We start from the raw sequence: 24659 nt of genomic DNA, 5'->3' as shown, positions 1-24659 counted from the left end.
TCACTTCCAGTTCCGGATCCGCCATGTCCCTCGTCATCGCCGCGCCCAAGCCCGTTCTCCTGCCGGTCACCGGGACCGCCGACCTGTTCCCGGTACGCCGGGTCTATTGCGTCGGCCGCAACTACGCCGCCCATGCCCGAGAAATGGGTTTCGATCCCGACCGCGATCCGCCGTTCTATTTCTGCAAGCCGGCCGATGCGGTGATGCCGGTCGCCGAGGGCGCGGTGCTCGACCTGCCCTACCCGTCGCTCACCGCGAACTATCATTACGAGGCCGAGCTGGTCGTCGCCATCGGCACCGGCGGCGCCAATATCCCGGTCGAGCAGGCGCTGGACCATGTCTGGGGCTATGCGGTCGGGCTCGACATGACCCGCCGCGACCTGCAGATCGGCATGCGCGAAAAGGGCCGGCCCTGGGAAATCGGCAAGGCGTTCGACAGCTCGGCGCCGATCGGCCCGCTCCATCCCGCCGGCACGGTCGACGGCATGGCGGAGGCCGGCATCTGGCTGACCGTCAACGACACCAGGAAGCAGGACAGCAACGTCAGCCACCTGATCTGGTCGGTGCCCGAGACCATCGCCGACCTGTCGCGCTATTTCCGGCTGGAGCCGGGCGACCTCATCTATACCGGCACGCCGGAAGGGGTCGGCGCGGTCGTGGCCGGTGACCTGATCGTCGTGGGCGTCGATGGGCTCGGCACGATCTCGGCCCGGGTCGTCACGCGCTGAGGCGGTCATGCAGCTCTACAGTTTCTTCAACAGCTCGACCTCGTACCGGGTGCGCATCGCACTCGCCCTGAAAGGGCTCGGCTACGACTACAGCCCCATCAACATCCGTGTCGGCGGCCATCGTGACCCGGCCTATGTCGCGGAGGTCAACCCCTCGGCCGTCGTGCCGGCGCTCGTCCCCGACGCGCACGACGAACTCGGCACGCTCGGGCAATCACTGGCGATCATCGACTATCTCGACCGGCGCTATCCCGAACCGCGCCTGATCCCGGACGCGCCGGTGCTGCGCGCCCGCGTGCTGGAACTATCGAACCTGATCGCGTGCGACATCCATCCGGTCAACAACCTGCGCATCCTGAAATACCTGCAGGATAGGCTGGGCGTGACCGCGGTGCAGAAGGACGAATGGTACCGCCATTGGATCGGCGAGGGGTTGGCCGCGGTCGAGCGGCTGCTCGTGCGCTCCGGCGAAGGACCGTTCTGCTTCGGCGCGGCGCCGACGCTTGCCGATTGCTGCCTGGTGCCGCAGATCGCCAACGCGGAACGCATGGGCTGCAGCTTCAACGCCTATCCCGCGACCATGGCGATCTATCGCCATGCCGCGGCACAGCCGGCGTTCGCTGCCGCGGCCCCCGGCCGCCAGCCGGACTTTGTCGGATAGTGGCGCAGCTGAGACAAGGAGGCTCGCATGAGTGAACGCAAGGTCATCGTGGTCGGCGGCGGCATCGGCGGTCTCGCCGCGGCGCTGGTGCTGGCCCGCCTCGGCGTCGCGGTCGAGCTGCTGGAGCAGGCCGCCACGATCGGCGAGATCGGCGCGGGCATCCAGCTCGGTCCCAACGCGTTTGCTGCACTCGACGGGCTGGGCGTGGGCGCTGCCGCCCGGTCGCGCGCCGTGTTCATCGACCGGTTGACCCTGATGGATGCGGTCGATGCCAACGAGGTCGCCTCGATCGACGTCGGCGCGCCGTTCCGGGAGCGCTTCGGCAATCCTTATGGCGTCATCCACCGCGCCGACATCCACCTATCGATCCTGGAGGCCGTGCGCGACCATCCGCTGATCCACTTCCGCACCTCGACCCTGGTCGAGAGCCTGGAGATCGACGACGGCGGGGCGACCGTGACCGACGCGCGCGGCGAGCGCCATCGCGCCGACGCGGTCATCGGCTGCGATGGCGTCAAGTCGGCGATCCGCCAGACCCTGATCGGCGACGAGGCACGGGTGACCGGACACGTGGTCTATCGCGCGGTCGTCGATCTGGCCGACATGCCGCAAGAGCTGCGGATGAACGCGCCGGTGGTCTGGGCCGGGCCGAACTGCCATCTGGTCCATTACCCGCTGCGCGGCGGCCAGCAATATAACCTGGTCGTCACCTTCCACAGCCGCGAGCAGGAAACCTGGGGCGTGCGCGACGGCAGCAAGGACGAGGTGCTGTCCTATTTCCAGGGCGTGCATCCGAAGCCGCACCAGATGCTCGACCGGCCGAAATCCTGGCGCCGCTGGGCGACGGCCGATCGCGATCCTGTGCCGTTCTGGAGCAAGGGCCGCGCGACCGTGCTGGGCGACGCCGCCCATCCGATGACGCAATATATCGCCCAAGGCGCCTGCATGGCGCTGGAGGATGCGGTGACGCTGGGTGCTGCGATCACCGAAAGCGATTTCGATTTCGAGGCGGCGTTCCGGCGCTACGAGGCCGTGCGCATCCCCCGCGCCGCGCGGGTGTTGTTGTCGGCGCGCGAGATGGGGCGGATCTACCACGCCCATGGCGTCGAACGGCTGGTACGCAATTCGCTTTGGGTCGGACGGACCCAGCCGCAATTCTACGATTCGCTGCAATGGCTCTATGGCTGGAGCGCCGAGCGCTGCCTCGGCTGACGCAAGGGCGATAAAAAGAAGTTCGACGGGAGGCACCAGGAAGAATGTTAGGCACACCGCCGCCGCAAGGCGCCCTGTCCGGGATCGCCACGCTGTTCAGCCGGTTGCTGGGCGCAGCGCTGATCGTGGCCGTCATCGTAAACGTGGTGAATGTCGTAGCCCGATACGGCTTCAACCACGCGATCACCGGCGCCGACGAATTCCAGATCTACCTGATGATCAGCATGGCGTTCCTCGGCGGCCTGGTCGCCCACATCCGGCGCCGCCACCTGCGCATGGACGTGCTGACCCGCCATTTCTCGCCGGCGGTCCGCCGCGTGGTCAATGGCGCCGAGGCGCTGCTGGCGATCGCGGTCTGCGGCCTGATGACCTGGGTGTCCTGGACCTACACCACCAAGATGTTCCGGATCGGCACCCATAGCGAGAATGCCCATATCCCGATGTGGATTCCGCACAGCGTACTGGCGATCGCCTTCACCTTGATGACGTTCGTCGGCCTGGTCCGCCTGTTCACCCGCGACGATGCGGCGCCGACGCCGCTCCCTGCCTCGACGCCGGGTGAAGAGGCCACGCCATGAGCCTGGTCCTCGGCGTCCTGCCGGTCGCCCTGCTGCTGCTGGGATTCCCGATCTTCCTGGTGCTGCTGACGGCGGTCATGGCGGCCCTGCTGCTGTTCATGCACATCCCGCTGTCGGTGCTGCACCAGACCCTGTTCGGTGCGGTCAACGCCTATACCCTGCTGGCCGTGCCGTTCTTCATCTTCACCGGCGAACTGATGGGACGCGGTTCGGTCGCCCAGCGGCTGGTCAATTTCGTCAATGCCGGCGTCGGCCGGATTCCGGGCGGGCTGGGGGTTACCACTGTCTGTTCCTCGGCTTTGTTCGGCGCGATGTCGGGCCTGAGCGCCGCCTCGGTCGCGACCATCGGCCGGGCCATGCTGCCGGCGCTGATGAAGGCCGGCTATCCCATGCGCTTCTCGGCCGGACTGCTGACCTCGATGGGCGCCATCGACGTGGTGATCCCGCCCAGCATCCCACTGCTGGTCTACGGCACGGCGGCGCAGGAATCCGTGCCGCGCCTCTATGCCGCCGGCATCGTGCCGGCCCTGCTGCTGACCGTGCTGCTGTGCTCCTATGTCGTCTGGTTCTGCTGGCGCAACGGCATCGGCGGCGAGAAGGCGTTCGATTTCGGCGAACTGGGCCGGGCGGCGGCACGCGGCATCACGGCGTTGGGCGCCCCGGTCATCATCTTCGGCGGCATCTATGGCGGCGTGTTCACGCCGACAGAGGCCGCGGCCGTCGCCTGCGTCTATGCCGCCGGCGTGCCGATGCTGATCTATCGCGAATTGGGCTGGCGCGACATCTTCGACTGCGCGCAATCGACCGCCATCTTCACCGGTCAGATCCTGGTCATCGTCGCGTGCGCGGTGCTGTTCGGCTGGGTGCTGACGGTCAACCAGATCCCGTCGGCGCTGACCGAATGGCTGACCGGCATGCATCTGCCGCTCTGGAGCATGCTGCTGGCGATCAACGTTCTGCTGCTGCTGGTCGGCTCGTTCATGGACGGCATCTCGGCCATCCTGCTTTTGACGCCCCTGCTCGTCCCGCTGGTCAAGGCGCTGGGCGTCGATCCGGTGCATTTCGGCATCATCTTCACGGTCAACCTGGGCATCGGGCTGTTCCACCCGCCGTTCGGCATCAACATCTTCGTCGCCCAGACCGTGCTTCGATTGCCGCTCAACATGATCTATCGCGGCATCGTCCCGTTCGTCTTCGTCTACCTGGTCGGGCTCGCGATCATCACCTACGTGCCGGCGGTCTCGCTCGCCGGCGTTCATTGGCTCATCCACTAAACAACAAGAACATCGGGAGGAACTGGTCATGGATATCTCGCGTCGACTGCTCATCAAGGGCGCCACCGGGCTCGCCGCCGTCGGCAGCCTCGGCCTCGCCGGCCGGGCCTGGGCCGAAGACTTCACCATGAAGCTGACGACCACCGCGTCGAACGATCTCGACAGCGAGTGGCTGAACCTGCTGAAGCAGGGCGTCGAGTCGGCCAGCGCCGGCAAGATCAAGGCGAACGTCTATCCGGCGAGCCAGCTTGGCTCGGGCGAGACGACGGTCGAGGGCGTCACGATGGGCACCGTCGAGGTCGCCCTCAACGCATCCGGCATCTACGAAGGACTGGAGCCGCGCTTCGCCGTACTGTCGGTGCCGGGCGTGGTCACGAGCATGTCCCAGGGCGCCAAGGTCTATGCGGACCCCGCCGTGCGCGAGCGCCTGGGCAAGATCGCAGCCCCCAAGGGCGTCGCCGTGATCACGGCCATGATGCATTCGCCGGTCGGCATCGTGTCGCGCAAGCCGATCACGACACTCGCCGATTTCAAGGGCATGAAGATCCGCGTACCGGGATCGGCCCTGCTGATCGCCCAGTTGAAGGAGTTGGGCGCCTCGCCGATCGCCATGTCGCTGGGCGAAGTGCTGCCAGCGTTCCAGAACGGGACGATCGACGGCGTCTATGCCGGCACCACCATCTTCTCCGCCCTCAAATATTACGACATCTCGAAGAGCCTGACCCTGCTGCCCGGCACCTTCATCGTCATGCTGGGCCTGGTGAACGGCGATTTCATGAAGTCGCTGGGCGCGCTCGAGGCGGTCGTGGTCGAGCAGGCGCACAAGGCCGACGTCGCGGGCGCCACCTGGGGCGAGACCGACGTCACCAACGCCCAGGCCGCCTGGGAAAAGAATGGCGGCAAGACCATCACCCTGCCGGAGGCCGATGCGAAGCAGTACCTCGACATCGTCGTGCCGACCGCGCTGCGCAACCTCAGCGCCGACGCGCGCGCCGACTACGAAGTCCTGAAGACGACGTCGGCCAAGTACACGTAGGCCATTTCTCATTATTCGTCATGGCCGGGCTTGACCCGGCCATCCCCGCGGCCGGGCAACGGATCTCAACCTCCGACCACGGGCGGCACTGCGTGGATCCCCAGGTCAAGGCCCGGGGATGACGTTTGGGGCGATCGCTGTCGACGCCTCGGACGAGGCCGACGTCAGGACAGGAGACACCGATGGTCGATTTCACGATTCCCCCGGGCGTGCTGCCCGATCACCGGGATCTCTATTACGGCGGCGCCTGGCATGCCCCGCTCGCCGGCCGCTATGCCGATAGCGTGGCGCCCGCAACCGGCGTGGCGATCGCTGCGGCGCCCATCGCCGAGGCCGAGGACGTGGATGCGGCGGTGCGCGCCGCCCATGCCGCCTTCAAGGCCTGGCGACGGACCACGCCGGCGGAGCGCGGCGCGCTGCTGCGCAAGGCAGCCGACGTGCTGCGCCAGCACGCCGACGCGCTGGCCCTGCTCGACGCGCTCGACACCGGCAATCCGGTGACCATGCTGGCCGGCGACGCCCGCTTCGCCGCAGGCGGGCTCGATTATTTCGCCGGGCTCGCGCCCGGGATCAAGGGCGAGACCATCCCGATGGGCGACGGGAACCTCAACTATACGGTCCGCGAGCCGATGGGCGTGATCGCGCGCATCGTCGCCTATAACCATCCGCTGATGTTCGCCGCCATGCGCATCGCGGCCCCCTTGGCGGCCGGCAATACCGTCGTGGTCAAGGCGCCGGACCAGGCGCCGCTGTCGTTGCTGCGACTGGCCGAACTGATCGGCAGCATCTTCCCGCCCGGCGTGGTCAATTTCCTGGCCGGCGGCCGAGCCTGCGGCGAGGCGCTGACGGCGCACCCGCTGGTCCGCAAGATCACGCTGATCGGCGGCGTGCCGACCGGCAAGGCGGTGATGCGCAGCGCGTCGGACTCGCTGAAGCCGGTGCTGCTGGAACTCGGCGGCAAGAACGCCCTCATTGCCTATCCCGACGCGGATATCGATGCGCTGGTCAAGGGCATCGTCCAGGGCATGAATTTCACCTGGGCCGGGCAATCCTGCGGATCGACCAGCCGGGTGTTCCTGCATGCCTCGATCCATGACCGCGTGCTGGATGCCGTCGCCGCCCTTGTGCCGGAACGCCACAAACCGGGCCTGCCGACCGATCCCGCGACGACCATGGGATCGCTGATCAGTGCCGCGCAGCTGGAAAAGGTCCAGGGCTTCGTCCGCTCCGCGCTCGACGAGGGCGCACGGCTCGTGTGCGGCGGTAAGCAGCCGACCGACCCGGCGCTGGCGCGCGGCTTCTTCTTCGAGGCGACGGTGTTCGCCGACATGCGGCCCGACATGCGCCTGGCGCGCGAGGAAGTGTTCGGCCCGATCATGTCGGTGTTCCGCTGGCACGACGAGGACGCGCTGTTCGACCAGGTGAATGCCGTCGACTATGGCCTGACCGGATCGATCTGGACGCGCGACCTGGTGACGGCGCACCGGGCGGCAGCCCGGATCGAGACCGGGTACGTCTGGATCAACAACACCAGCCAGCATTTCCTGGGCGCTCCGTTCGGCGGCGTGAAGCAGTCCGGCATCGGCCGCGAGGAATGCTTCGAGGAGTTGCTGGAGTTCACCCAGGTCAAGAACATCAACGTCAAGCTGTCGGCGGCCTGAATGGCGGTGGCCGAAGAGCGGCTCGATCATGTCATCGTCGGCGCGGGCTCGGCCGGCTGCGTGCTGGCCCACCGCCTGGGCGCGGATCCGGACGTGCGCATCCTGCTGCTCGAGGCCGGCGGCCAGGACCGCTCGCCGATCATCAAGATCCCGCTGACCTGGGGCCTGATCCTGAAGCACCGGCTGTTCGACTGGGGCTATTTCACCGAGCCCGAGCCGGGCATGGATGGCCGGCGCATCGAATGCGCGCGCGGCAAGGTGATCGGCGGCTGCAGCTCGATCAACGGCATGGCCTATGCGCGCGGCATGGCCGAGGACTACGACCACTGGGCACAGGATCTGGGGTTGCCCGACTGGTCTTACGACCGGGTGGTGCCCTATTTCAAGCGCTCGGAATCCTGGGAGGCGGGCGAAACGCCCTTGCGCGGCGGCGACGGGCCGCTGACCGTCGAGACGCTGCGCTTCGAAGACCCGCTGATCGAGGCGTTCATGGCCGCGACGGACCTCGCGGGCCACGAACGGACCGACGATTACAACGGGGCCAAGGCCGAGGGCTTCGGCCCGATGCAGGCGACCCTGCGCGCGGGCCTTCGCTGCAGCGCCGCTGTTGCCTACCTGCGCCCGGCGCTGGCACGCGGCAACGTCACGCTCCGGACCGGCGCGCTCGCGACCCAGGTGCTGTTCGAGGGCGCGCGCGCGACCGGCCTCGCCTATCGCCAAGGCGGCCAGACCCATTACGCGCGCGCCGAACAGGGCGTGCTGCTGTGCGGCGGCGTGATCAATTCCCCCCAACTGCTGATGCTGTCCGGGATCGGTGATCCGGCCGACCTCGCCCGGCACGACATCCCGGTCAAGGCCGCCCTGCCCGGTGTCGGCCGGAACCTGCAGGATCATATCGTCTGCGACGTGCGCTGGCGCCGGCGCGAGCCCGGGCCGTTGCATCGGGGCTTACGCCTCGACCGGATCGGCGTGGATCTGCTGCGCACCTTCCTGTTCGGCAGCGGCGGCCTGTCCAGCCGCATCCCGGCCGCCGCCGTCGGCCTGGTCCGCAGCCTGCCCGAGGCGACCTTGCCGGACGCGCAATTCATCCTGGCCGCCGGCCCGATGAATGCCGGTCCGCACCTCGAACCCTTCGTGAAGGCCTATACCGACGCGTTCGGCATCAAGGGTGTGATGCTGCAACCCGAGAGCCGTGGCACCGTCGGCCTCGCCTCGACCGACCCGACCAAGCCGGCCGTGATCCGGCAGAATTTCCTGGCGACCGACCACGACCGCCGAACGATCCGCGCCATGGTCCGCCGCATGCGCGAGATCGGCGCCCAGGCGCCGCTGCAACCCTTCATCGCCGAGGAATTGGCGCCGGGCGCCGGCCAGACCAGCGATGCCGAGATCGACGCCTTCGTCCGGCGCACCGCGATCACGCTGCACCATCCGGTCGGCACCTGTAAGATGGGCGCCGACGATGACGAGAGCGCCGTGCTGGACGGGCGGATGCGCGTGCGCGGCCTCGACGGCCTGCGGGTGATCGACGGCTCCGCCCTGCCGCGCGTCACCCGCGGGCCGACCAACGCGCCGATCCTGATGATGGCCGAGAAGATCGCCGACGATCTGCGTGGCCGTTCGAACCTGCCCCCCGCCTACCCGATCCCTTCCTGATGCCTGCCGGAGACCGAACATGAGTGCATCCCCCCTAGTGAACGCCAGCCCCGAGCTGTTGCAGGACCTGGTCGACGCCAACCACATCCTGTTTAACGAGGGCGTCGTCGACGCCTTCGGCCATGTCAGCGCACGCGACGACAGGCGCTCCGATCATTTCCTGCTGGCGCGCAACATGGCGCCGGGCAGTGTGGAAGTCGGTGACATCGTCGAGTTCGACCTGGACGGCAAGGCGTTGAACGGCGAGGACCGGCGCGTCTACCTGGAACGCTTCATCCATGGCGAGATCTATCGCGCGCGCCCCGACGTGATGGCGATCGTGCACAGCCATTCCCCGTCGGTCGTGCCGTTCAGCATCGTCAAGAGCGTCCGCTTCAAGCCGGCCTGCCACATGTGCGGCTTCCTCGGCCACGGCGCCGACATCTTCGAGATCCGCGATGCCGGAGGGCCTGCGACCGACCTGCTGATCCGCGACCAGCACCTGGGCAAGGCGCTCGCCGACAGCCTGGGTTCGTCGAATGCGGTGCTGATGCGCGGCCACGGCTCGACCGTGGTCGGCCCGACCCTGAAGCAGGCGGTCTACCGCGCGGTCTACACTGAGGTGAACGCGAAGCTGGTCGCCGATGCGCTGCGGCTGGGTCCGGTCGAGTACCTGTCGCTGGAAGAAGCCAATGCGGCGCTGGCCATCGAAAAGGAAATCGAGCGGCCCTGGCAGTTCTGGAAGGCGGCGGCCCGCGCGGCACGCACGAAGTAGAGCCGTGGACCGGCGCCTCTGCTTCTTCGGCGACAGTTTCGTCAATGGCACGGCAGATCCGGACGGGCTCGGCTGGGTCGGGCGGATTTGTGCCGAGGAACGTCGACGGGGCGCCGAACTGACCTGCTACAATCTGGGAATTCGCCGCAATACCAGCGCGGACCTGCGGGCGCGCTGGTCCGGCGAGGCGGTGGCGCGGCTGCCCGACATGGTCGACGGGCGCCTGGTCTTTTCGTTCGGCGTGAACGACTGCACCCTGGAGAATGGGCGCCCGCGCCTGCCACTGCCGCTGACGCTCGAACATGCGGAGGCCGTCCTGACCGCCGCGGCCGGGTGGAAGCCGACCCTGTTCATCGGGCCGCCGCCGATCGCCGAGCCGTCGGTCAACGGCCGCGTCGAGGCGCTGTCCGGCGCCCTCTCGACGCTCTGCGTACGGCTCGGCATCCCCTATCTCGACAGCTTCACGCCCCTGCTGCGGTCGGACATCTGGATGAGCGAGGTGGCATCGGGCGACGGTGCCCACCCCGGTGCGGCTGGCTACGTCGAGTTCGCGCGGACCGTGTCGGCCTGGTCCGGCTGGCGCGACTGGTTCCAAAATGACGGGACTTTGCGCGATGTGGGCAGCGCCCCTATCGAAAGCGGTGCCGAGCCCCTATAGTCGATTCCATCAGGAAGGTGCCTGAGAGCGGCCGTTGCGGCCGAATGTCGATCACGTCCGATCGATTTTCTTGTACATTCCGGTCGGTTTCCGAAATCCGCCTTTGCGAGACTTTATGTCAGGTCTGACCAACCCACCAGGAAACGACCTGCCCGCACCGAAAAGTGCCGACGACGAGGAAGCGACGCGGATCTTCGCGCCGCAGCCTTCTGCCATCGTCGCGGCCCAGACGGCGGCGGCGGCCGAGCCTACGCCCCCACCGGCGGCGAGCGTCGCCGCGACGAGCGCCCCCAGTCCGGCGCCCAAGATCGCGCCGAGCCTGGCCTCGATCACGACCGGCGCCATCCTGGCCCATACCTACGAGATCGAGGCGCTGCTGGCGCGCGGCGGCATGGGCGAGGTCTATCGCGCGCGCCATACCGAGCTGGGCAGCCAGCACGCGATCAAGGTCATCCTGCCGGCGCTCGCCAGCGAAGCCCGCTTCATCTCGCTGTTCCAGGAAGAGGCGCGCAAGCTGCGCCGGGTGCGCGACGACGCGGTCGTAGGCTACGAGGGCCTGTTCCTCGATGAGAACGGCCTGCGCTACCTGGTCATGGAATTCGTCGACGGCCCGTCGCTGGCCCAGGTCATGACCCAGCGCCGCCTGTCGACCGCCGAGCTGCTGCAGTTGCGTGACCGCATCGCGCGCGGGCTGGCCGCCGCCCACGAGAAGGGCATCTATCACCGCGACATCTCGCCCGACAACATCATCCTGGTCGAAGACCGCGCCGACCAGGCCAAGATCATCGATTTCGGCATCGCCAAATCGACCGAGCCCGGCGATCGCACCGTGGTCGGCCAGGATTTTGCCGGCAAATATTCCTGGGTCTCGCCGGAGCAGTTGGGACTCTACGGCGGCAAGGTCGACGGGCGCTCTGACATCTACAGCCTGGGCCTGGTCCTGGCCGCGGCCGTGATCGGCCGACCATTGCCGATGGGCAATTCGCCGATTTCGGTCATCGAGGCACGGCGCGCGGTGCCGGACCTGAGCCAGGTCCCCGAGGAACTGCGCCCGGTCATCGCCCCGCTGCTGGAGCCGAACCCGGAAGACCGGCCGCAGTCGATGCGTGACCTGCTGGCCGGCGTCCCGGCGCCGACCCGGCCGGTCATCACCCAGGAACCGCCGCCCGATTTCGACTTTCCGGCACCGGAACCGGCTGGCACGACGAAAACGGCCCCCGTGCCGCCGCCGAAACCGGTGGAGATCGCCACCGCCAAGCGCAGCTCGGCGCTGCCGATCGCGGCCGTCGCCGTGATCTCCTTCGCCGCCGCCGCAGGCGCCGGCTGGTATTTCCTGCGCCCCGCGCCGGAGGCCGTGCCGACCGTCGCCACGGTCAAGCCGGTCGTCGTTCCCGATGCGACCCCAAAAGTGACGCCCCCCCCGGTCGCGGCAGAAGTGTCGTCGCCGACCCCGCAATCGCCGACCCAGACCGCCACGGCGGCGGCCGGTCCGGTGCCGCGCCGCGAGGACATCCTGGCCGCCGCCCAGCAGGTGACGTCGGCCTATCAATGCGCCCATCTAACCGTCTCGCTGGGCAACGACCTCAAGGGCAATGTCACGGGTTTCGTCAGCAGCCAGCTCGACCTGTCGGGCCTGCGGGCGAGCCTGGTCGGCCTGCGCGGCGCCGAGATCGCGGCCGATGGGGTCAAGGTGTTCGAGCGGCCGTTCTGCAGCATCGTCCAATCGCTCGACACGACCACGACCGCCGGCGCGCCGGCGGTCGAGTTCAACCGGTCCTCGAAGATCTACCACAATGGCGACAAGCTGGTGCTGAACGCCCGAACCGGCGACCGGGACGGCTATCTCTATGTGGACTACATCGACAATACCGGCAGCGTGGTCCATATGCAGCCGCTGCCGGGCAAGCCCGCGGCTCTGGTCAAAGCCGGCACGCGCGTCACGCTCGGTACGGCATCGCCGACGCCCAAGGCCAACGAAAAGATCTATGAGGTCAGCGAGCCGTTCGGGTCGAACATGATCGTGACCTTCGTCTCGCCCAAGCCGCTGTTCGATCGGCCGAGACCCGAGCAGGAAGCCTACGATCAATATAGCGACGCGCTCGAGGCGGCGCTGCGTCGCACCGGCCCCGGTGTCGACAGCAGCTACAGCTTCTTCGAGACGCAGCCGTGAGGCTGCGTCCGGTCCGGATTATTCGGCGGCGATCGTGACCTGGACGCGGCGATTGACGCCGCTGTTCGGATTGGCCGGGTCCAGCAATTGCGTCTTACCATAGCCGATCGTCTTCAGGCGCGACTGGTCGATGCCGTATTTGGCGACGATGTAGTTCTTGACCGCCGCCGCCCGGCGCGTCGACAGCGCCAGGTTGGCATCGTCCGAACCGACCGCGTCAGTATGACCGGCGATCTGGAAGCTCGCGTCCTTCAGCGAGGGATCGACCAGCGCGTGGCCCAGATTGTCGAGCGCCGCCGTGGCCTGGGGAGTCAATGACACCGAGTTGAATCCGAACTCGACCTTGAGATTGGCCCCGGCCGATGCTTCGGGCGGTGCGGCCGGTGCGTTGCTGACGCGCAGGCCGCGCGTCACCGGCTGCGACGTCTTCAGACAATCGACGATCTGCGTCGCGTTGAGCGAGCCGCTGCACTTGGTCGTATTGGCCTGGGCCCAGGCAGCGCCGTTGTAGCCGACCGCCACCAGAACACTGAGCGCGGCCAAGGCCGACAGCCGATTGAAACTCGGAGCCATGAACGATCCCCTTCGGTCAAAAACCTGAGGCCCGACGGCCCCTGCATATCCGTGCGTCTCTTATCACGATCTTACTGGAATGGGCTTGTGATCTCTATCACCGACGAAGGAGATCAGCCGATCAGCACGGTCGGCTGGCCCAGGACGATCACACCGCCATGGGCCGTCGGATCGCCCATCCGGGCCGCCGGCATGCCACCGATCAGCACGGTCGGCGCCCCCATCGCGATCACGTCCGGTGGCCCGACGCAGGTGCACATGTCGCCCAGCCGGGCCGCAGGCATGCCGCCGATCAGCACGGTCGGCGCGCCTGGCGGCAGAATTGGACCGCCCACATGGGGAACGAGCACGGTGAGCATGGGACAGACATGCATGTCGCCCGCTCGTGCCGCCGGTTGACCCATTGTTCATCCCTCCCTGTCGGCCGCCGTCACGCGGTCGCCGCGTCGCGCCCGCGGCCGCCGCGGGCGATGTTGGCGCCATAGGCCAGGAATTCCTGATACCGCTGGTTCGCGTTCTGGGGCTCGATCTGGGCCGCGGCCAGCATGATCGATCCGGCCACGGCGAGCCCGGTCAGATGTTCGCCCGGCGGCACGACCGGATTGCCCGGCGGCGACATGCTGCCGCCCGACCAGAACGCGCCCACGGCTGCCCAGGCCGACGGCGTCTCGAATTTCGCGACCTCGGCCTTGGCCATGGCGGTGCGCCGGTTTTCCTCGGTCGGCTTATAGACCCAATCCTCCGCCGCCTTCAGTGCCGCCAGGATTTCGGGCGAAGCATCGTCCGGCAGCCGGTCGCGGGCGCAGAGGCAGGCCCACCAGACCGATTCCCGCTTGGGCAAGCCGCGCGCCAGGAAGCGGATCGCATCGGCATAGAGACCTTGCGACACCAATGCGTCGAACAGCGCCGGCGCCGCGGCGCCCGGCGTCTCCAGCGCCTTCGCTTCCGGCGTCAGCGCCAATCCCTTGCAAATCTCCGCCACCGGGACCGTCACCTTCTTGAATGGCTCTGACACGTGCTTCCTCCCTCGCTGCCGCCGACGGTCAGCCGATCATCGTGATGCCGCCCTGGAGCTGCAGCATGCCGCTCCCGGCGACCTTGGTCATGGCACCGGACACTTCGGTCTGCGCCGAGCCGTCGACCTTGATCATGACGCTCGAAATCGTGATCTGGGTCGGCTCGATCTTGATCGAGCTGCCGCCGCAGGTGAGTTCGATCGCCGCGGTAGCCGTGATCGACATCTTCCCGGTGCCGACGTCGATCGTGTAATTGCCGGTCGAGACCTTCGTGGTGTTGTTGCCCGTGGAAACCGTCAGGCTGTTGTTGCCCGTCGTGACCGTCGTGCTGTTGTTTCCCGTATCGACCGTCAGGGTGTTGTTGCCGGTATTGACCTGCGTCTTCCTGTTGCCGGTTTCGACCGTAAGGGTCTCGTCGCCGGTCTTGATCGTGACCGCCCGGTTGCCTTGCTTGACGGTGATCGTCTCGTCGCCCTCTTCGACCACTTCGGTCCGGTTGTTCTTGATGTCGATGGTCTGGTCATGCCCCACCTTCAAACTATCGTCGTTTTCGACGACCGTGTTGAAGTCCTTCTGGGCATGCATATAGACCTCTTCGGAACCCTTCTTGTCCTCGAAGCGCATCTCGTTCGAACCGCCGCCGCCCTTGCTCGAATTGCTCTTGATGGTCGACTGGGTCTGGTTGGCGGGCAAGGCGTAGGGCACCGTGTTGGTGCCGTTGTAGACGCGTCCCGTGACGATCGGCCGGTCCGGGTCGCCTTCCAGGAAATCGACAATCACCTCCTGCCCGATGCGCGGCAGGAACATCGCGCCCCAGGAGGCGCCGGCCCAGAGCTGAGAGACGCGCAGCCAGCACGAGCTGTTCTCGTCCTTCTTGCCCAGGCGGTCCCAATAGAACTGGACCTTGATGCGGCCGAAGCTGTCGGTCCAGATCTCTTCACCCGACTTGCCGACCACGAGGGCGGTCTGCGGCCCGCGCATCACGGCGCGCGGCGTCGCGCGCGACGGCCGGAACGCCAGATCGCCCTTGGTGGCCGTGATCGAGCAGGCGAAGGCATCTTCCGCTCCTTCGCCGGTCGTGTAGGCAGCGGCGCTGGCCGTATAGCTCGACGCGGTGATGAGATATTCCTGGTTATAGGTGTCGACCGGATGATCGGTCAGCGTGAACAGTCGGCCGACGCCCAGCCCTCGCGCGTCGCCATGGCCATGATACAGCTCGTACTGGGACTCCAGTTCCTCGAGATGGACCCGGGACAGCGGATCGCCGTCGGCCATTGCCATGTAGCCGCCCGGATAATCATAGATTTCACCGTCGGCATGGGCGTAAGGCAGCGCGTTCTTGTAGGTCGACGTCAGATCCAGGCTCGGGCTTTGGAAATTATAGTCCCGCTGGGTGTATTGCCCGCTGCGGATCTCGTTCGAAATCGACAGATCGTCCAGGCATTCCACGACCCTGCGCCCCGATTCGTCGGGCGGATAATAGGGTACCGAGTCGTAGCTGGGCGCCGTGCTGTGCGCGCCATATCCATCGGCCAGCACGAGCGTGTGCTTGCCGGTGTCATGGGTGAAGTAATAATAGATGCCTTCCGATTCCATGAGCCGGCTGACGAAATCGAAACTCGTTTCGCGGTACTGCACGCAATAGTCGCGCGGCGAATAGGTCTTGGACAGCGAGTTGGTGATGTCGGTGAAGCCGGCATCCCGGAATATTTTCAGGATGATGTCGGGTACCGCCAAGTCCTGGAAGATCCGGCAATCGGCCCAGCGCGTCAGGAACCACAGCCACGGGCGCAGCGTCACCCGATAGGATGAGAGCGTCGTGTTTCCGCCGGTATGGGCGAACCGCACTGCGAGCCCGTTGAAATAACGGGTGGTCAAGTCCTGGAGATCGACCGACACCGTAAGGCTCGTGCCCAGCAGGTCTTTGGCGGTGATCGAATGGTTGGTGCTGAGCAGGTCGAGCGTGAATTCGAACAGGCCGCTCATCTGCTCCATCCCGGACATGCGCTGGAGCAGCAGGACATCGTCACCGAGGGTGGACGTCACCGAGAATTGTCGCTCAGACTGGCTCATGGGCATTTTTACTGGCCTCTAATCGCACTATCGTAAAATTAGCGGATTTATCCGCCGCCGCCGAGCGGAGTCTTGCTGGACGAAGGACGAGATTCTTCGCAAATCAAGGAGCCGGTTGGCACCATCCCAGCCGCTGCTTATGATGGCTTCGGACGTGCCCGTCGGAAATTCTGGTTCTACGCTGAATTGAGCCCATCGGGAATTTAGGCCTCGGTAGAGATTGGTGAGGTGCGCGAGTGTCCGGTTCGGAGAATGCGTTGCGGTCGGCCGTGGCCCTGCATCGAGAAGGCGCGTTCGAGGGCGCGGAGGCCGGTTATCGGGCCATCCTAGCAGAAGATCCCGATCATGTCGGCGCGCTCCATTTTTTTGGTGTCCTGCGCCATCACCAGGGCGACGACGCGGCCGCGCTCGACCTGGTGCGCCGCGCCATCGAACGCGCGCCCGACAATATCGAGGCGTTGAACAACCTCGGCAACATCCATCTGGAAATGTCGGCGTGGAACGAAGCCGAATCGGCCTATCGGACGACGCTGAAGCTGCGCCCCGATTTCGCCGACGGCTACAACAACCTGGGCTTGGTGCTGGGGTTACTGGGCCGGCCGGAGGACGCCGAAGCGGCTTTGGAGCAGGCCATCGCGATCGCGCCGCGCCGCGCGGAATTTCATTTCAATCTGGGTCTGTTGCTGCGCCGGCGCGGTCTGATGCTCCAGGCCTTCTCCGCCTTCAAGGCCGCCGTCACGCTCGATCCCGGCCAGTCCCACGCGTTCGAGGCGATGGCCCAGGCGCAATATGTTCTGAGCCACACGCCCACCGAAGCGATCGCGACGCTGAGCGCCTGGCTGTCGCGCGAACCCAACCATCCGGCGGCGCGCCACATCCTGTCGGCATTGACCGGCACCGGCGTGGCGCCGCGCGCGGCCGACCAGTACATCAAGCATCTGTTCGACGGCTATGCCGCGAGCTTCGACAGCCATCTGGCAAAACTCGACTACAACGCGCCCCGGTTGATCGAGACGGCGATGCGTGGGGTGATAGGCGAGCCGCAGGGCGATTTGCGGGTCCTCGACGCCGGCTGCGGCACCGGCCGCTGGGGCGAGCTGCTGCGCCCGTTCGCGCGGGAATTGACCGGGGTCGACCTGTCGGGCGGCATGATCGAGCAGGCCCGGCGCGGCCGCGGTTACGACGGGTTGGAGGAAGCGGAACTCACGACGTTCCTCGCCGCCCGCCACGCCACCTACGACCTGATCTTTTCCGCTGATACGCTCATCTATTTCGGCGACCTGTCCGCGGTGCTGCCGGTGGCGGCGCAGGCGCTGGAGCCGGGCGGGACGCTGGCCTTCTCGCTCGAACGCCTGGAGGAAGATGGCCCGATCCCATCCTTCACCCTGCAATACAACGGCCGCTACGCCCATACGCGACCCTATGTGGTCGAGGCGCTCGCGGCCGCCGGCCTCACGATCGCCCGCCTGGAGACCGGCATCCTGCGGCTCGAGCGCGGCACGCCCGCCATCGGCTGGATCGTGATCGCCCAAAAACCGGCGACCTGATCCAACAGCGCTACGGCAGGGCCGATGCCGTCCCGACCGCCGCCTGGGCAACCGGAACGCCTTGCGCGGGTGCGGCCGGCGCATCCGAGCCGACGCGGGCGCCATCGCCGATCAGCACGAACGGCGCCCAGGCGAAGGGGTGGGTGAACAGCTTGCCGTAGCGTCCATTGTCGCCGTCGAGCATCTCGAGCTTCGCGGCACGCAATGCCGTCGAGGTATCGGCCCGGCGGATGCCGCCGCTGAGCGATGCCATCGTATGGGTGACGATCAGCTTCGCCGAATTATCCTCGACCGACCAATGGGTGACGAGCAGGCCGCGTGTGCCGGCAAAGAAGAACGCCCGCGCCAGGCCCGACAGGCTTTCGGCGGCACCACTGCCGCTCGGGCCCGCGGTGTTGCAGGCCGACAGGATGACGAGATCGGCATCCAGCTGCAGCTTCAGCACCTCGTCCACGCCCAGGAACGCGCCCGTCGCGTCCGGTGCATTGGGCGGATTGGACATCAGGATCGACGGCTCGGTTCGGCAATGCAGCTCGGACGGCAGCAACGCATGGGTTGCCAGATGCACGACCCGATAGTGCCTCAGGTCGTAGCTGAGGAACCGATCCTTGGTGAAGTCGGCGCCCAGGATCATCTCGTCCGGACGGGCGCCCAGCAATTGCCCGACCGACAGGATCTCGTCATGCGTCCCCGGCAGCGGGCCAAGCGACGACACGCCTTCCAGGTCGGTCTTGCAGCGGTCGGCCGGAAAGCTCGCTGCCAGCTGGTCGTGGGTCGAGGGCCGGAAATCGCCGAATCCCAGGAAGGGCCGGTCGGCGTTCGAGGCCGATTTGATGTGGCGCAGATCGACGAAGGTCTGCACCGCCGGCACGTAGCTCACCTCGAACCGGCGGATCAGGAATGGCACCTTGCCGTAGTCGCCATCGGCGACCGAGACGCCCGGCGCCGTGACCAGCATTTCGAAGGGCAGGCTGAGCAGCGGCACGCTGGGCGCGATCACCAGTTCCTTCGTGTCCTTGAGCAGCGGCTCCGCCGGCTTCAACAGATCGGCATAGAGCGTATGGGCACCGGTCAGATCGAACGCCGGGATCTTGACGTCCGCACCGCTCACATCCAGCTGGGCGCTGGTGCGCAGTGCCGTGACCATTTCCACCGTCTGGCGGCGCGTCAGCGCCACTTCGAAGCCGTTGATCGCGCTGTGCTGCACGACGAAGCCGTAGCTCCGCTCGGTACCGGCGAAGAAGGTGATGAGCGCTTCCTGGGGCCGCAGCAGCTCCTGCACGGTCTTGACCGCGGTGCCGGTCTGAAGCAGCTGACCATAGGCCGGAGCCGCCGCCTGAGCCGCGGACTCGGCATCTGCGCGGCGCTTCAGCGCATCGGCGATCGCCGCGTCCGCCTTCTTCAGGTTTTCCGCCGCATCGGCATCGCCGCTCTTCTGCTGGGCTGCTGTGTCGCGATCGGCGAACAGCTGCTTCAGTTCCAGATCGATCTGCTGCAGCCGGCGCAGCGCGCTGCTGACCTTCTGGTCGCCCGCGGCGAGGCGGGCGGCAGCCTTGGCGATATACTGCGCCGTCAAGCTGCTCTGGGTCATCTGCGCCGCTTCGAACATCTCGGCGTAAAGATCGACCGCCTTCGCAGGATCGGCCTTGGCCGCGTCGTACAGGGTGTCGAGGTAAGGCGAGACCAGGGGCTCGGGCATACCCAGGCGACGCTGCCGCACGATACGGGCGCCTTCGCGGAAGCTCGCGAGCGCGCTCTCGCGCTCGCCGTTGCGGGCGAGCGTGCGCCCCGTCAGAAAATAGGCGATCGCGGTCGGCCGCGTGTTCGGCAAGGCCTTGGTGAACAGCTCCGCCGATTCGCGGAACGTATCGCTCGAATCGCCACCGCGCCCCGCCTTGGACTCGCCCAACCCCACGACGAGCAGGGTTCGCGGCACGAAGCCGGGCTGGTTGTTGCCGCCCAATTCGGCGAGCCTGCGGCTGCGCTGGGCGCGCAGAACCGCCTCTTCCGGCTGGTTCTGCTGGTAATCGACCAGGGCCTGCGTGCGCCACACCGCCGCGAGGCCGCTGATCGCCAGCTGTGCATCGGGATCGATCAGCAGCGAATCGCCGAGGTCCGCCAGGCCGGACTGCCCCGAAACCGACCCGCGCATGGCGGCATCCTTCAATCCCGTCGGCACATAGGCGGCGAATTCACGCTCCGCTCGCGCCAGCGAGGCTTGCGCCTCCTCGAACTTGGTCTGGTTCAGGAGATGCAGGCCTAGGTAGAAATCATAGCGCGCCTGGAACAGCGAATTGGGCGTGCGGGCGTTCAGGCGTGCGGCCTGGGCGAACCAGCCGTCCGCCTCGTCGAACCGGTTCTGGTTGCTGATCTGCAGCGCCAGATTGATCTGGGTGACGCCCAGGCCCGGGTTGTTGGCGCCCAGCACGCGCTGCTGAACCGCCAGCGCGTCGCGCAGCGCGTCCTCGGCCCCGACGAAATTATCGACGGCGTTCTGTTCGGCGCCAAGCCGCATCAGGCCATAGTAGCGATCGAGATCGCCGCTGCCGAACGCCTGCCCCCCCAGCAGCGCCGCCAAGCCCTCGCGGGACGACTGGGCCGAATCCCGGTCCGGTACGCGGCGGCCGGTCAATGCCGCGACCGTCGCTTCGAGAGCCGGCTCGGCGGATGGCACGCCATCCATGGCATAGAGCGAACCGTCGACGACGGCGGCCATGGCGACATGGGGCCAGCCGCCGCTGTGCTTGGTGCAGCGCATCACGGCGGCGGAAATGCCATCGAGGATGCGGACCGATTGCGGTGCCTGGCAATCGCTCTGCTGATCGATATAGGTGCGCCAAGGCCCCTCGGACGCGAACCGGGTCGCATCCGCGCCGGCACCGTTCAACTGGAACAGCTTGCCGCTCGGCTGCACCCAGGTGCCGCAGCGCACCTCGTAGGCGGCGATCGAGGTACCGAGCTCGCTGGCATTGCCCGGCTGGTAGGTGCAGACCTCGCCGACCGCATTCTTGCCGGCCGGCTTCGCCACCAGCTTGACCGATCCGGCGGTTGCGGACGCGATGGCGTCGGGCGGCAGCTGATCGCAGGCCGACAGCATCAGGCCCAGCGAAACGAGCGCGCCGGCGGAAAACCGGATGAGGCGGCGGGCGCCGGTCATGGCGTGCATCCGGGGCATGGCGCGGCGCTCAATCTTCATCCTCGTTGCCATAGTCGAGCCGCTCCAGCGTCGGATCGTCGAAATCCTGCCGCGCCTTCGACAATTGAATGGTCTCGATCTGTTGCGGCACGGTCGGCACCAGCAACGGCAACACGACGCAGCTCGGATTGCCGATGGCGCAGCCGTTGAAGCGATAGGCGTTATCGCGCTCGCCCGACTTGGCGCCGAGCTGGGCTGCGGCCTGGCCGTCCAGGCCGTGCAGGCGGCCGCTGAGGCTGGCCGATCCCCCGGCCCCATTGATGGCGAGCTGGTTGATGTCGATCACGCCGACGAGCTTGCCCCGGCCGAGGCTGACCAGCAGTGTCGACTGCGGGGCCGAAAGATTGGCGAGCGTGACATCGCCGCTCAGCACACCTGGACCAGCCGCGGTGACCAGGGTCTTGGGCAGTTGCAGCGCCAATTGCAGGTCGGTCGACGGCGCCTGGCCGGTGGCATCGATGATGGTCAGCGGCGACTGGACCGACATCGTGCCGGTCTGGGTGAAGCTGCCGCGCAGGCTCATCAGCAGCCGGTCGGTCGCCGCGAACGATCCGCCCTGGTCGGAAATGCTGCCGCCGGAGATGAACGCCACCGTCCGGCCGCGAACCTGTACGCCGCTCAGGGTCATGGCGCTTGTGCTGTCGATCGTGACGTTGCCGCCGTCGTTGGCAACGATCCCCGTCACGCGGAGCGCGGCTCCGTCGTCGACAACGAGCGCTCCGCCGCCGCTGTTCTGCAGATTGTTGATCGCCGCGATGCGGTTGGCACCGGTGAAGCTGGCGCCACCGATCGAACTCGCCGTCAATTGGGCCGCAGCGACCGCGCCGGCCGCCGTGATGGTTCCGCCGCTGCGCAACGCGACCGTCCCGCCGCTCGACAAGGGCGCGGCGATGGACAGGCTGCCGCCGGTCGTGAACGTCAGGTCGCCGCTGCCGGCATCGATCGCTCCCGCGACGTTCAACGGCCCCGTCGTCGCGAGCAGCAGACCGCCGCCGCCCTGGTTGGCGAAGGTGCCCAGCGTCTGGATCTGGTTCGCCTGGCCGAAGCTGGCCCCACCCGCGGACGAGCCGGTCAGGGTCGTCGCAATGAACTGGCCGCCGGTCTGCTGGATCGTGCCGGACGACACGAGCGACAAGGTGGCGCCCGCTGACAGGTTGGCCGCCAAGGTGAGGTTGGCGCCCGCCCCGGCCGTCGCGAGCGACAGGTCGCCGCTGCCGGCATCGATCGGTCCGGTCACCGCGAGCGAACCCTGGTTGGCGATCGTGATGCCGCCCCCGCCGACATTGGTGAAGGAACTGATCGAAGCCGCCTCGACATTGGTCAGGCTGACGCCGCCGACCGCCGAGCCGGTCAACACCGGTGGATCGACCAGACCGCCGGTCTGCATGATGCGGCCGGCCGAATTGAGCGCCAGCGTCGTGCCGGCGATGGTATTGCCGGCGAGCGTGAGGTCGCTGCCGGCCCCGACCGTCGTCAGCGCCAAGGTGCCGGAACCACCGTTCACGGTGCCGCCGACGCTCAGGGCCTGCGCATCGGTGAAACCGGTGCCCCCGGTCCCGGTATTGGCGAAATCGGCGAGGGTCGCGACCCGGTTGGCCTGGTTCAGCGCGACCGTGCCGGCGGCACTGCCGCTCAGCAGCGCCGTCGTGATCGCGCCGGCGCTCTGCGTGATGTCGCCGCCGGCCGTCAGCACGACCTCAGTGCCGGCGGTGAGCGCTGCGGCAAGGGTGAGGTCGCGGCCTGCGCCTTCGACGGTCAAACTCAGCCGGCCGACACCGGCGTCGATGGCGCCGGCGACCGTCAAATTCGCGGCATTCGTCACGGAAACGTCGCCGCCGACATTGGTGAGGCCGGCAAGGCTGCCGATGGCATTCGCCTGATCGAGCGCGATGCCCCCTTCTGCCGCCGCGGTCAGGCTGGGCGTCGTGAGGGTGGCGCCGGCGATCTCGGTCAGGGCGCCGCCGGCGGTGACGGAGAGACTGCTCGCGGCCGCAACGGTACCGAGCGCGAGCGCGCCCGCATCGCGCAGCTGGACGACGGCACCGCTCGCCGACAGGCTGGTGCCGCCGCCGGCATCGAAATGATTGCTCGCATTGGTCAGGACGATGTTGCCCGTCGATGCCAGCGTGGTGCCGGCCGCGGTGACGCTCGATCCGGTCGCCTGGGTCAGATCGCCGCCAGCCGTGACCGATAGCGCCCCGGACGCGGCGATCGTTCCGAGCGTGAGCGCCGACCCGTTCTGAACGGTGATCGTCGTGCCGCTCGCGGTCAGGCTGGTGCCTGGCTCGTCGGTCAGATCATTGGCATGGCCGGCGAGCGTGATCGCACCGGCGGCCGACAGGACGGCGCCCGCCGAGGTGATCGCGCTGGATGCTCCCTCGGCGATCGTCCCGCTGGACGTCACGGTCAACGCGCCGGCGGTCGAGACCGATGCCAGACCGACCGGCCCGCCGCGGATCGTCAGGGCGGCCAGGTTCGACGCCGGGGCGCCCAAACTCACGGCCCCAGTGCCGGTCTCGATCGACAGGCCATGGCCGGCGCCGGCGATGGCGCCGGCGAAACTGACAGCCTGGTTGGCCGTGTCCAGCGCCGTGTCGCCGCCGAGCGTCGCGGCCCCGAAGGTCATGGCGCCGGTCGACGCCGACAAGGTCCCGGACAAAGTCACCGGCCCGCCGACGCCGGTCGTATCCACACCGCCGGTGAAGCCGAAACCCTGCGCGATCGAGAGCGTGCCCGCATTGGTGAAGGCGACCGCATTGGTCACGCTGCCGCCATCCTCGAGCGCCAGATTGTACGCACCGGTGCCGGTGACGAGCGCACCCGCGACGAGCGCGCCGGTCACGGCGCCCGTGCCGCCGGTGATGCCGGTCAGGTCGAGCGTTCCGCTGCCCAGATTGGCGGACGCGATGGTGACACCGCCCGCTCCTTGCAACGACAGGCTCTGCCCGCTGCCCGCGACCGTCGTCGCGCCCAAGGTCAGCGAGCCCGCGCCGGCATTGAACACGGTCGTGCCATCGAGCACGACCGAGCTCGTCCCGAAATCGAGCATGCCGCCGTTCGACGCGATGGTGCCCTGGACGTTTTTCACCGAGGGGGCCGTCGCCGTCACGCCGCCGGCGAAGGTGAAGCCGTTCGCGATGGTCAAGCTGCCGGTGTTCGAGAAGGTCACCGCGCCCGCAACCGTGCCGCCGCCATTGAGCGCCAGATTGGCCGTCGTGTTCGGCGTCGTCAGCGATCCCGCGACCAGCGCGCCGCTGATCGTGACGTCGCCGGCCGTGACGCCGGTCAGGTCGAGCGCGCCGGTGCCGAGGTTGGCCGAAGCAATCGTGGCGCCGCCGGCGCCTTGCAGGCTCAGGTTCTGGCCGGTGCCGGTGGTGGTGATCGGCCCGAGCGAGATCGATCCGCCACCCGCATTGAACGTCGTCGCCCCGGCCAGCGTGGCGGCACCGACCGTCACGTTGCCGCCGTGGCCGGTAATGGTTCCAAGCAGGAACAGCGTGCCGCCGAGATTGGTCGTGCTGAAGCCGCCCAGAAAATCGACGCCATTGATCGTGACCGAGCCGCCGTTCGTGAAGTTGACGGCATTTGTGATGGTTCCGCCGCCATCGAGCGCCACATCGTAGGGTGCCGTCGACGTGGTCAGGCCCTGGGCAGTCAGCGGCCCGGAGAAGATGACGGCCCCGCCCGTAACGCCGGTCAGATCCAGGCTACCCGTCCCCAGATCGGCCGACGCGATCGTGGCGCCGCCCGAGCCCAGCAGGGCGAGGGTGTGGCTGCCGGTGACGGCCCCCAGGGTCAAGGCACCCGACCCGGCATCGAGCGTCGTCGCACCGCCCAGCGTCACGGCACCGAAGTGCAATTGATTG

Annotated in this window: 18 protein-coding genes; 12 read left to right on the top strand and 6 right to left on the bottom strand. The window is 67.5% G+C overall.

All coding sequences use genetic code 11. From position 1 onward, the window contains the following. The first annotated feature begins 23 nt into the window (after positions 1–23). The 11 genes from VGV37_RS10960 to VGV37_RS10910 all read left to right on the top strand — a co-directional run bounded on the left by VGV37_RS10960 (position 24) and on the right by VGV37_RS10910 (position 12388). On the top strand, positions 24–728 hold the full coding sequence (locus VGV37_RS10960) for a fumarylacetoacetate hydrolase family protein (protein ID WP_326879704.1): 705 nt from the start codon (positions 24–26) through the stop codon (positions 726–728). A gap of 7 nt (positions 729–735) precedes the next feature. Then, a complete protein-coding gene (gene maiA / locus VGV37_RS10955) occupies positions 736–1389 on the top strand; it encodes a maleylacetoacetate isomerase (protein ID WP_326879703.1) in 654 nt (217 codons plus the stop codon). Between the two features lie 27 nt (positions 1390–1416). Continuing rightward, entirely contained in the window at positions 1417–2601 is a 1185-nt protein-coding gene (locus tag VGV37_RS10950) for a 3-hydroxybenzoate 6-monooxygenase (RefSeq protein WP_326879702.1), read from the top strand. A gap of 44 nt (positions 2602–2645) precedes the next feature. Further along, the gene (locus VGV37_RS10945) at positions 2646–3179 is read left to right on the top strand and encodes a TRAP transporter small permease (protein ID WP_326879701.1); all 534 of its coding nucleotides are present in this window, start codon (positions 2646–2648) and stop codon (positions 3177–3179) included. After that, the gene (locus VGV37_RS10940; RefSeq protein WP_326879700.1) at positions 3176–4453 is read left to right on the top strand and encodes a TRAP transporter large permease; all 1278 of its coding nucleotides are present in this window, start codon (positions 3176–3178) and stop codon (positions 4451–4453) included. Before VGV37_RS10945 ends, VGV37_RS10940 begins: the two co-directional genes overlap by 4 nt. A gap of 28 nt (positions 4454–4481) precedes the next feature. Further along, complete coding sequence (locus tag VGV37_RS10935; RefSeq protein WP_326879699.1) at positions 4482–5489, top strand: TRAP transporter substrate-binding protein; 1008 nt, start codon at positions 4482–4484, stop codon at positions 5487–5489. Positions 5490–5671: 182 nt separating this feature from the next. Continuing rightward, on the top strand, positions 5672–7150 hold the full coding sequence (locus VGV37_RS10930; protein WP_326879698.1) for an aldehyde dehydrogenase family protein: 1479 nt from the start codon (positions 5672–5674) through the stop codon (positions 7148–7150). After that, positions 7151–8806: a GMC family oxidoreductase gene (locus tag VGV37_RS10925; protein ID WP_326879696.1), complete on the top strand. Its 1656-nt coding sequence runs from the start codon at positions 7151–7153 to the stop codon at positions 8804–8806. A gap of 19 nt (positions 8807–8825) precedes the next feature. Then, complete coding sequence (locus VGV37_RS10920) at positions 8826–9560, top strand: class II aldolase/adducin family protein (RefSeq protein WP_326879695.1); 735 nt, start codon at positions 8826–8828, stop codon at positions 9558–9560. 4 nt (positions 9561–9564) lie between these two features. Further along, the gene (locus tag VGV37_RS10915; RefSeq protein ID WP_326879694.1) at positions 9565–10218 is read left to right on the top strand and encodes a GDSL-type esterase/lipase family protein; all 654 of its coding nucleotides are present in this window, start codon (positions 9565–9567) and stop codon (positions 10216–10218) included. 115 nt (positions 10219–10333) lie between these two features. Next, a complete protein-coding gene (locus VGV37_RS10910; RefSeq protein ID WP_326879693.1) occupies positions 10334–12388 on the top strand; it encodes a serine/threonine-protein kinase in 2055 nt (684 codons plus the stop codon). A gap of 18 nt (positions 12389–12406) precedes the next feature. On the opposite strand, the gene VGV37_RS10905 is transcribed toward VGV37_RS10910, so the two are convergent. The 4 genes from VGV37_RS10905 to VGV37_RS10890 all read right to left on the bottom strand — a co-directional run bounded on the left by VGV37_RS10905 (position 12407) and on the right by VGV37_RS10890 (position 16023). After that, on the bottom strand, positions 12407–12961 hold the full coding sequence (locus tag VGV37_RS10905; RefSeq protein WP_326879692.1) for an OmpA family protein: 555 nt from the start codon (positions 12959–12961) through the stop codon (positions 12407–12409). A 113-nt stretch (positions 12962–13074) separates the two neighbouring features. Then, the gene (locus VGV37_RS10900; protein ID WP_326879691.1) at positions 13075–13365 is read right to left on the bottom strand and encodes a PAAR domain-containing protein; all 291 of its coding nucleotides are present in this window, start codon (positions 13363–13365) and stop codon (positions 13075–13077) included. Positions 13366–13391: 26 nt separating this feature from the next. Beyond that, on the bottom strand, positions 13392–13976 hold the full coding sequence (locus VGV37_RS10895) for a DUF6931 family protein (RefSeq protein ID WP_326879690.1): 585 nt from the start codon (positions 13974–13976) through the stop codon (positions 13392–13394). A gap of 28 nt (positions 13977–14004) precedes the next feature. Then, positions 14005–16023, bottom strand: coding sequence for a type VI secretion system Vgr family protein (locus tag VGV37_RS10890; protein ID WP_326879689.1), 2019 nt, complete (start codon positions 16021–16023; stop codon positions 14005–14007). Positions 16024–16307: 284 nt separating this feature from the next. Between VGV37_RS10890 and VGV37_RS10885 the strand changes: the two genes are divergently transcribed. After that, positions 16308–17597, top strand: a complete 1290-nt coding sequence (locus VGV37_RS10885; protein ID WP_326879688.1) for a tetratricopeptide repeat protein — start codon at positions 16308–16310, stop codon at positions 17595–17597. Between the two features lie 10 nt (positions 17598–17607). Here the strand turns inward: VGV37_RS10885 and VGV37_RS10880 are convergent, their stop codons facing one another. Together VGV37_RS10880 and VGV37_RS10875 are read right to left on the bottom strand one after the other, a co-directional pair. After that, positions 17608–20754, bottom strand: a complete 3147-nt coding sequence (locus VGV37_RS10880) for a CHAT domain-containing protein (protein WP_326879687.1) — start codon at positions 20752–20754, stop codon at positions 17608–17610. A 28-nt stretch (positions 20755–20782) separates the two neighbouring features. Continuing rightward, on the bottom strand, positions 20783–24659 hold a 3877-nt coding region (locus VGV37_RS10875; RefSeq protein WP_326879686.1), incomplete at its 5' end, for a hypothetical protein.

The organism is Aliidongia sp. (assembly GCF_035943795.1).
Taxonomy (GTDB): Bacteria; Pseudomonadota; Alphaproteobacteria; order ATCC43930; family CGMCC-115725; genus Aliidongia.
The sequence above is the reverse complement of the archived record's forward strand: the minus strand, read 5'-3'. Positions and strand labels throughout refer to the sequence as shown.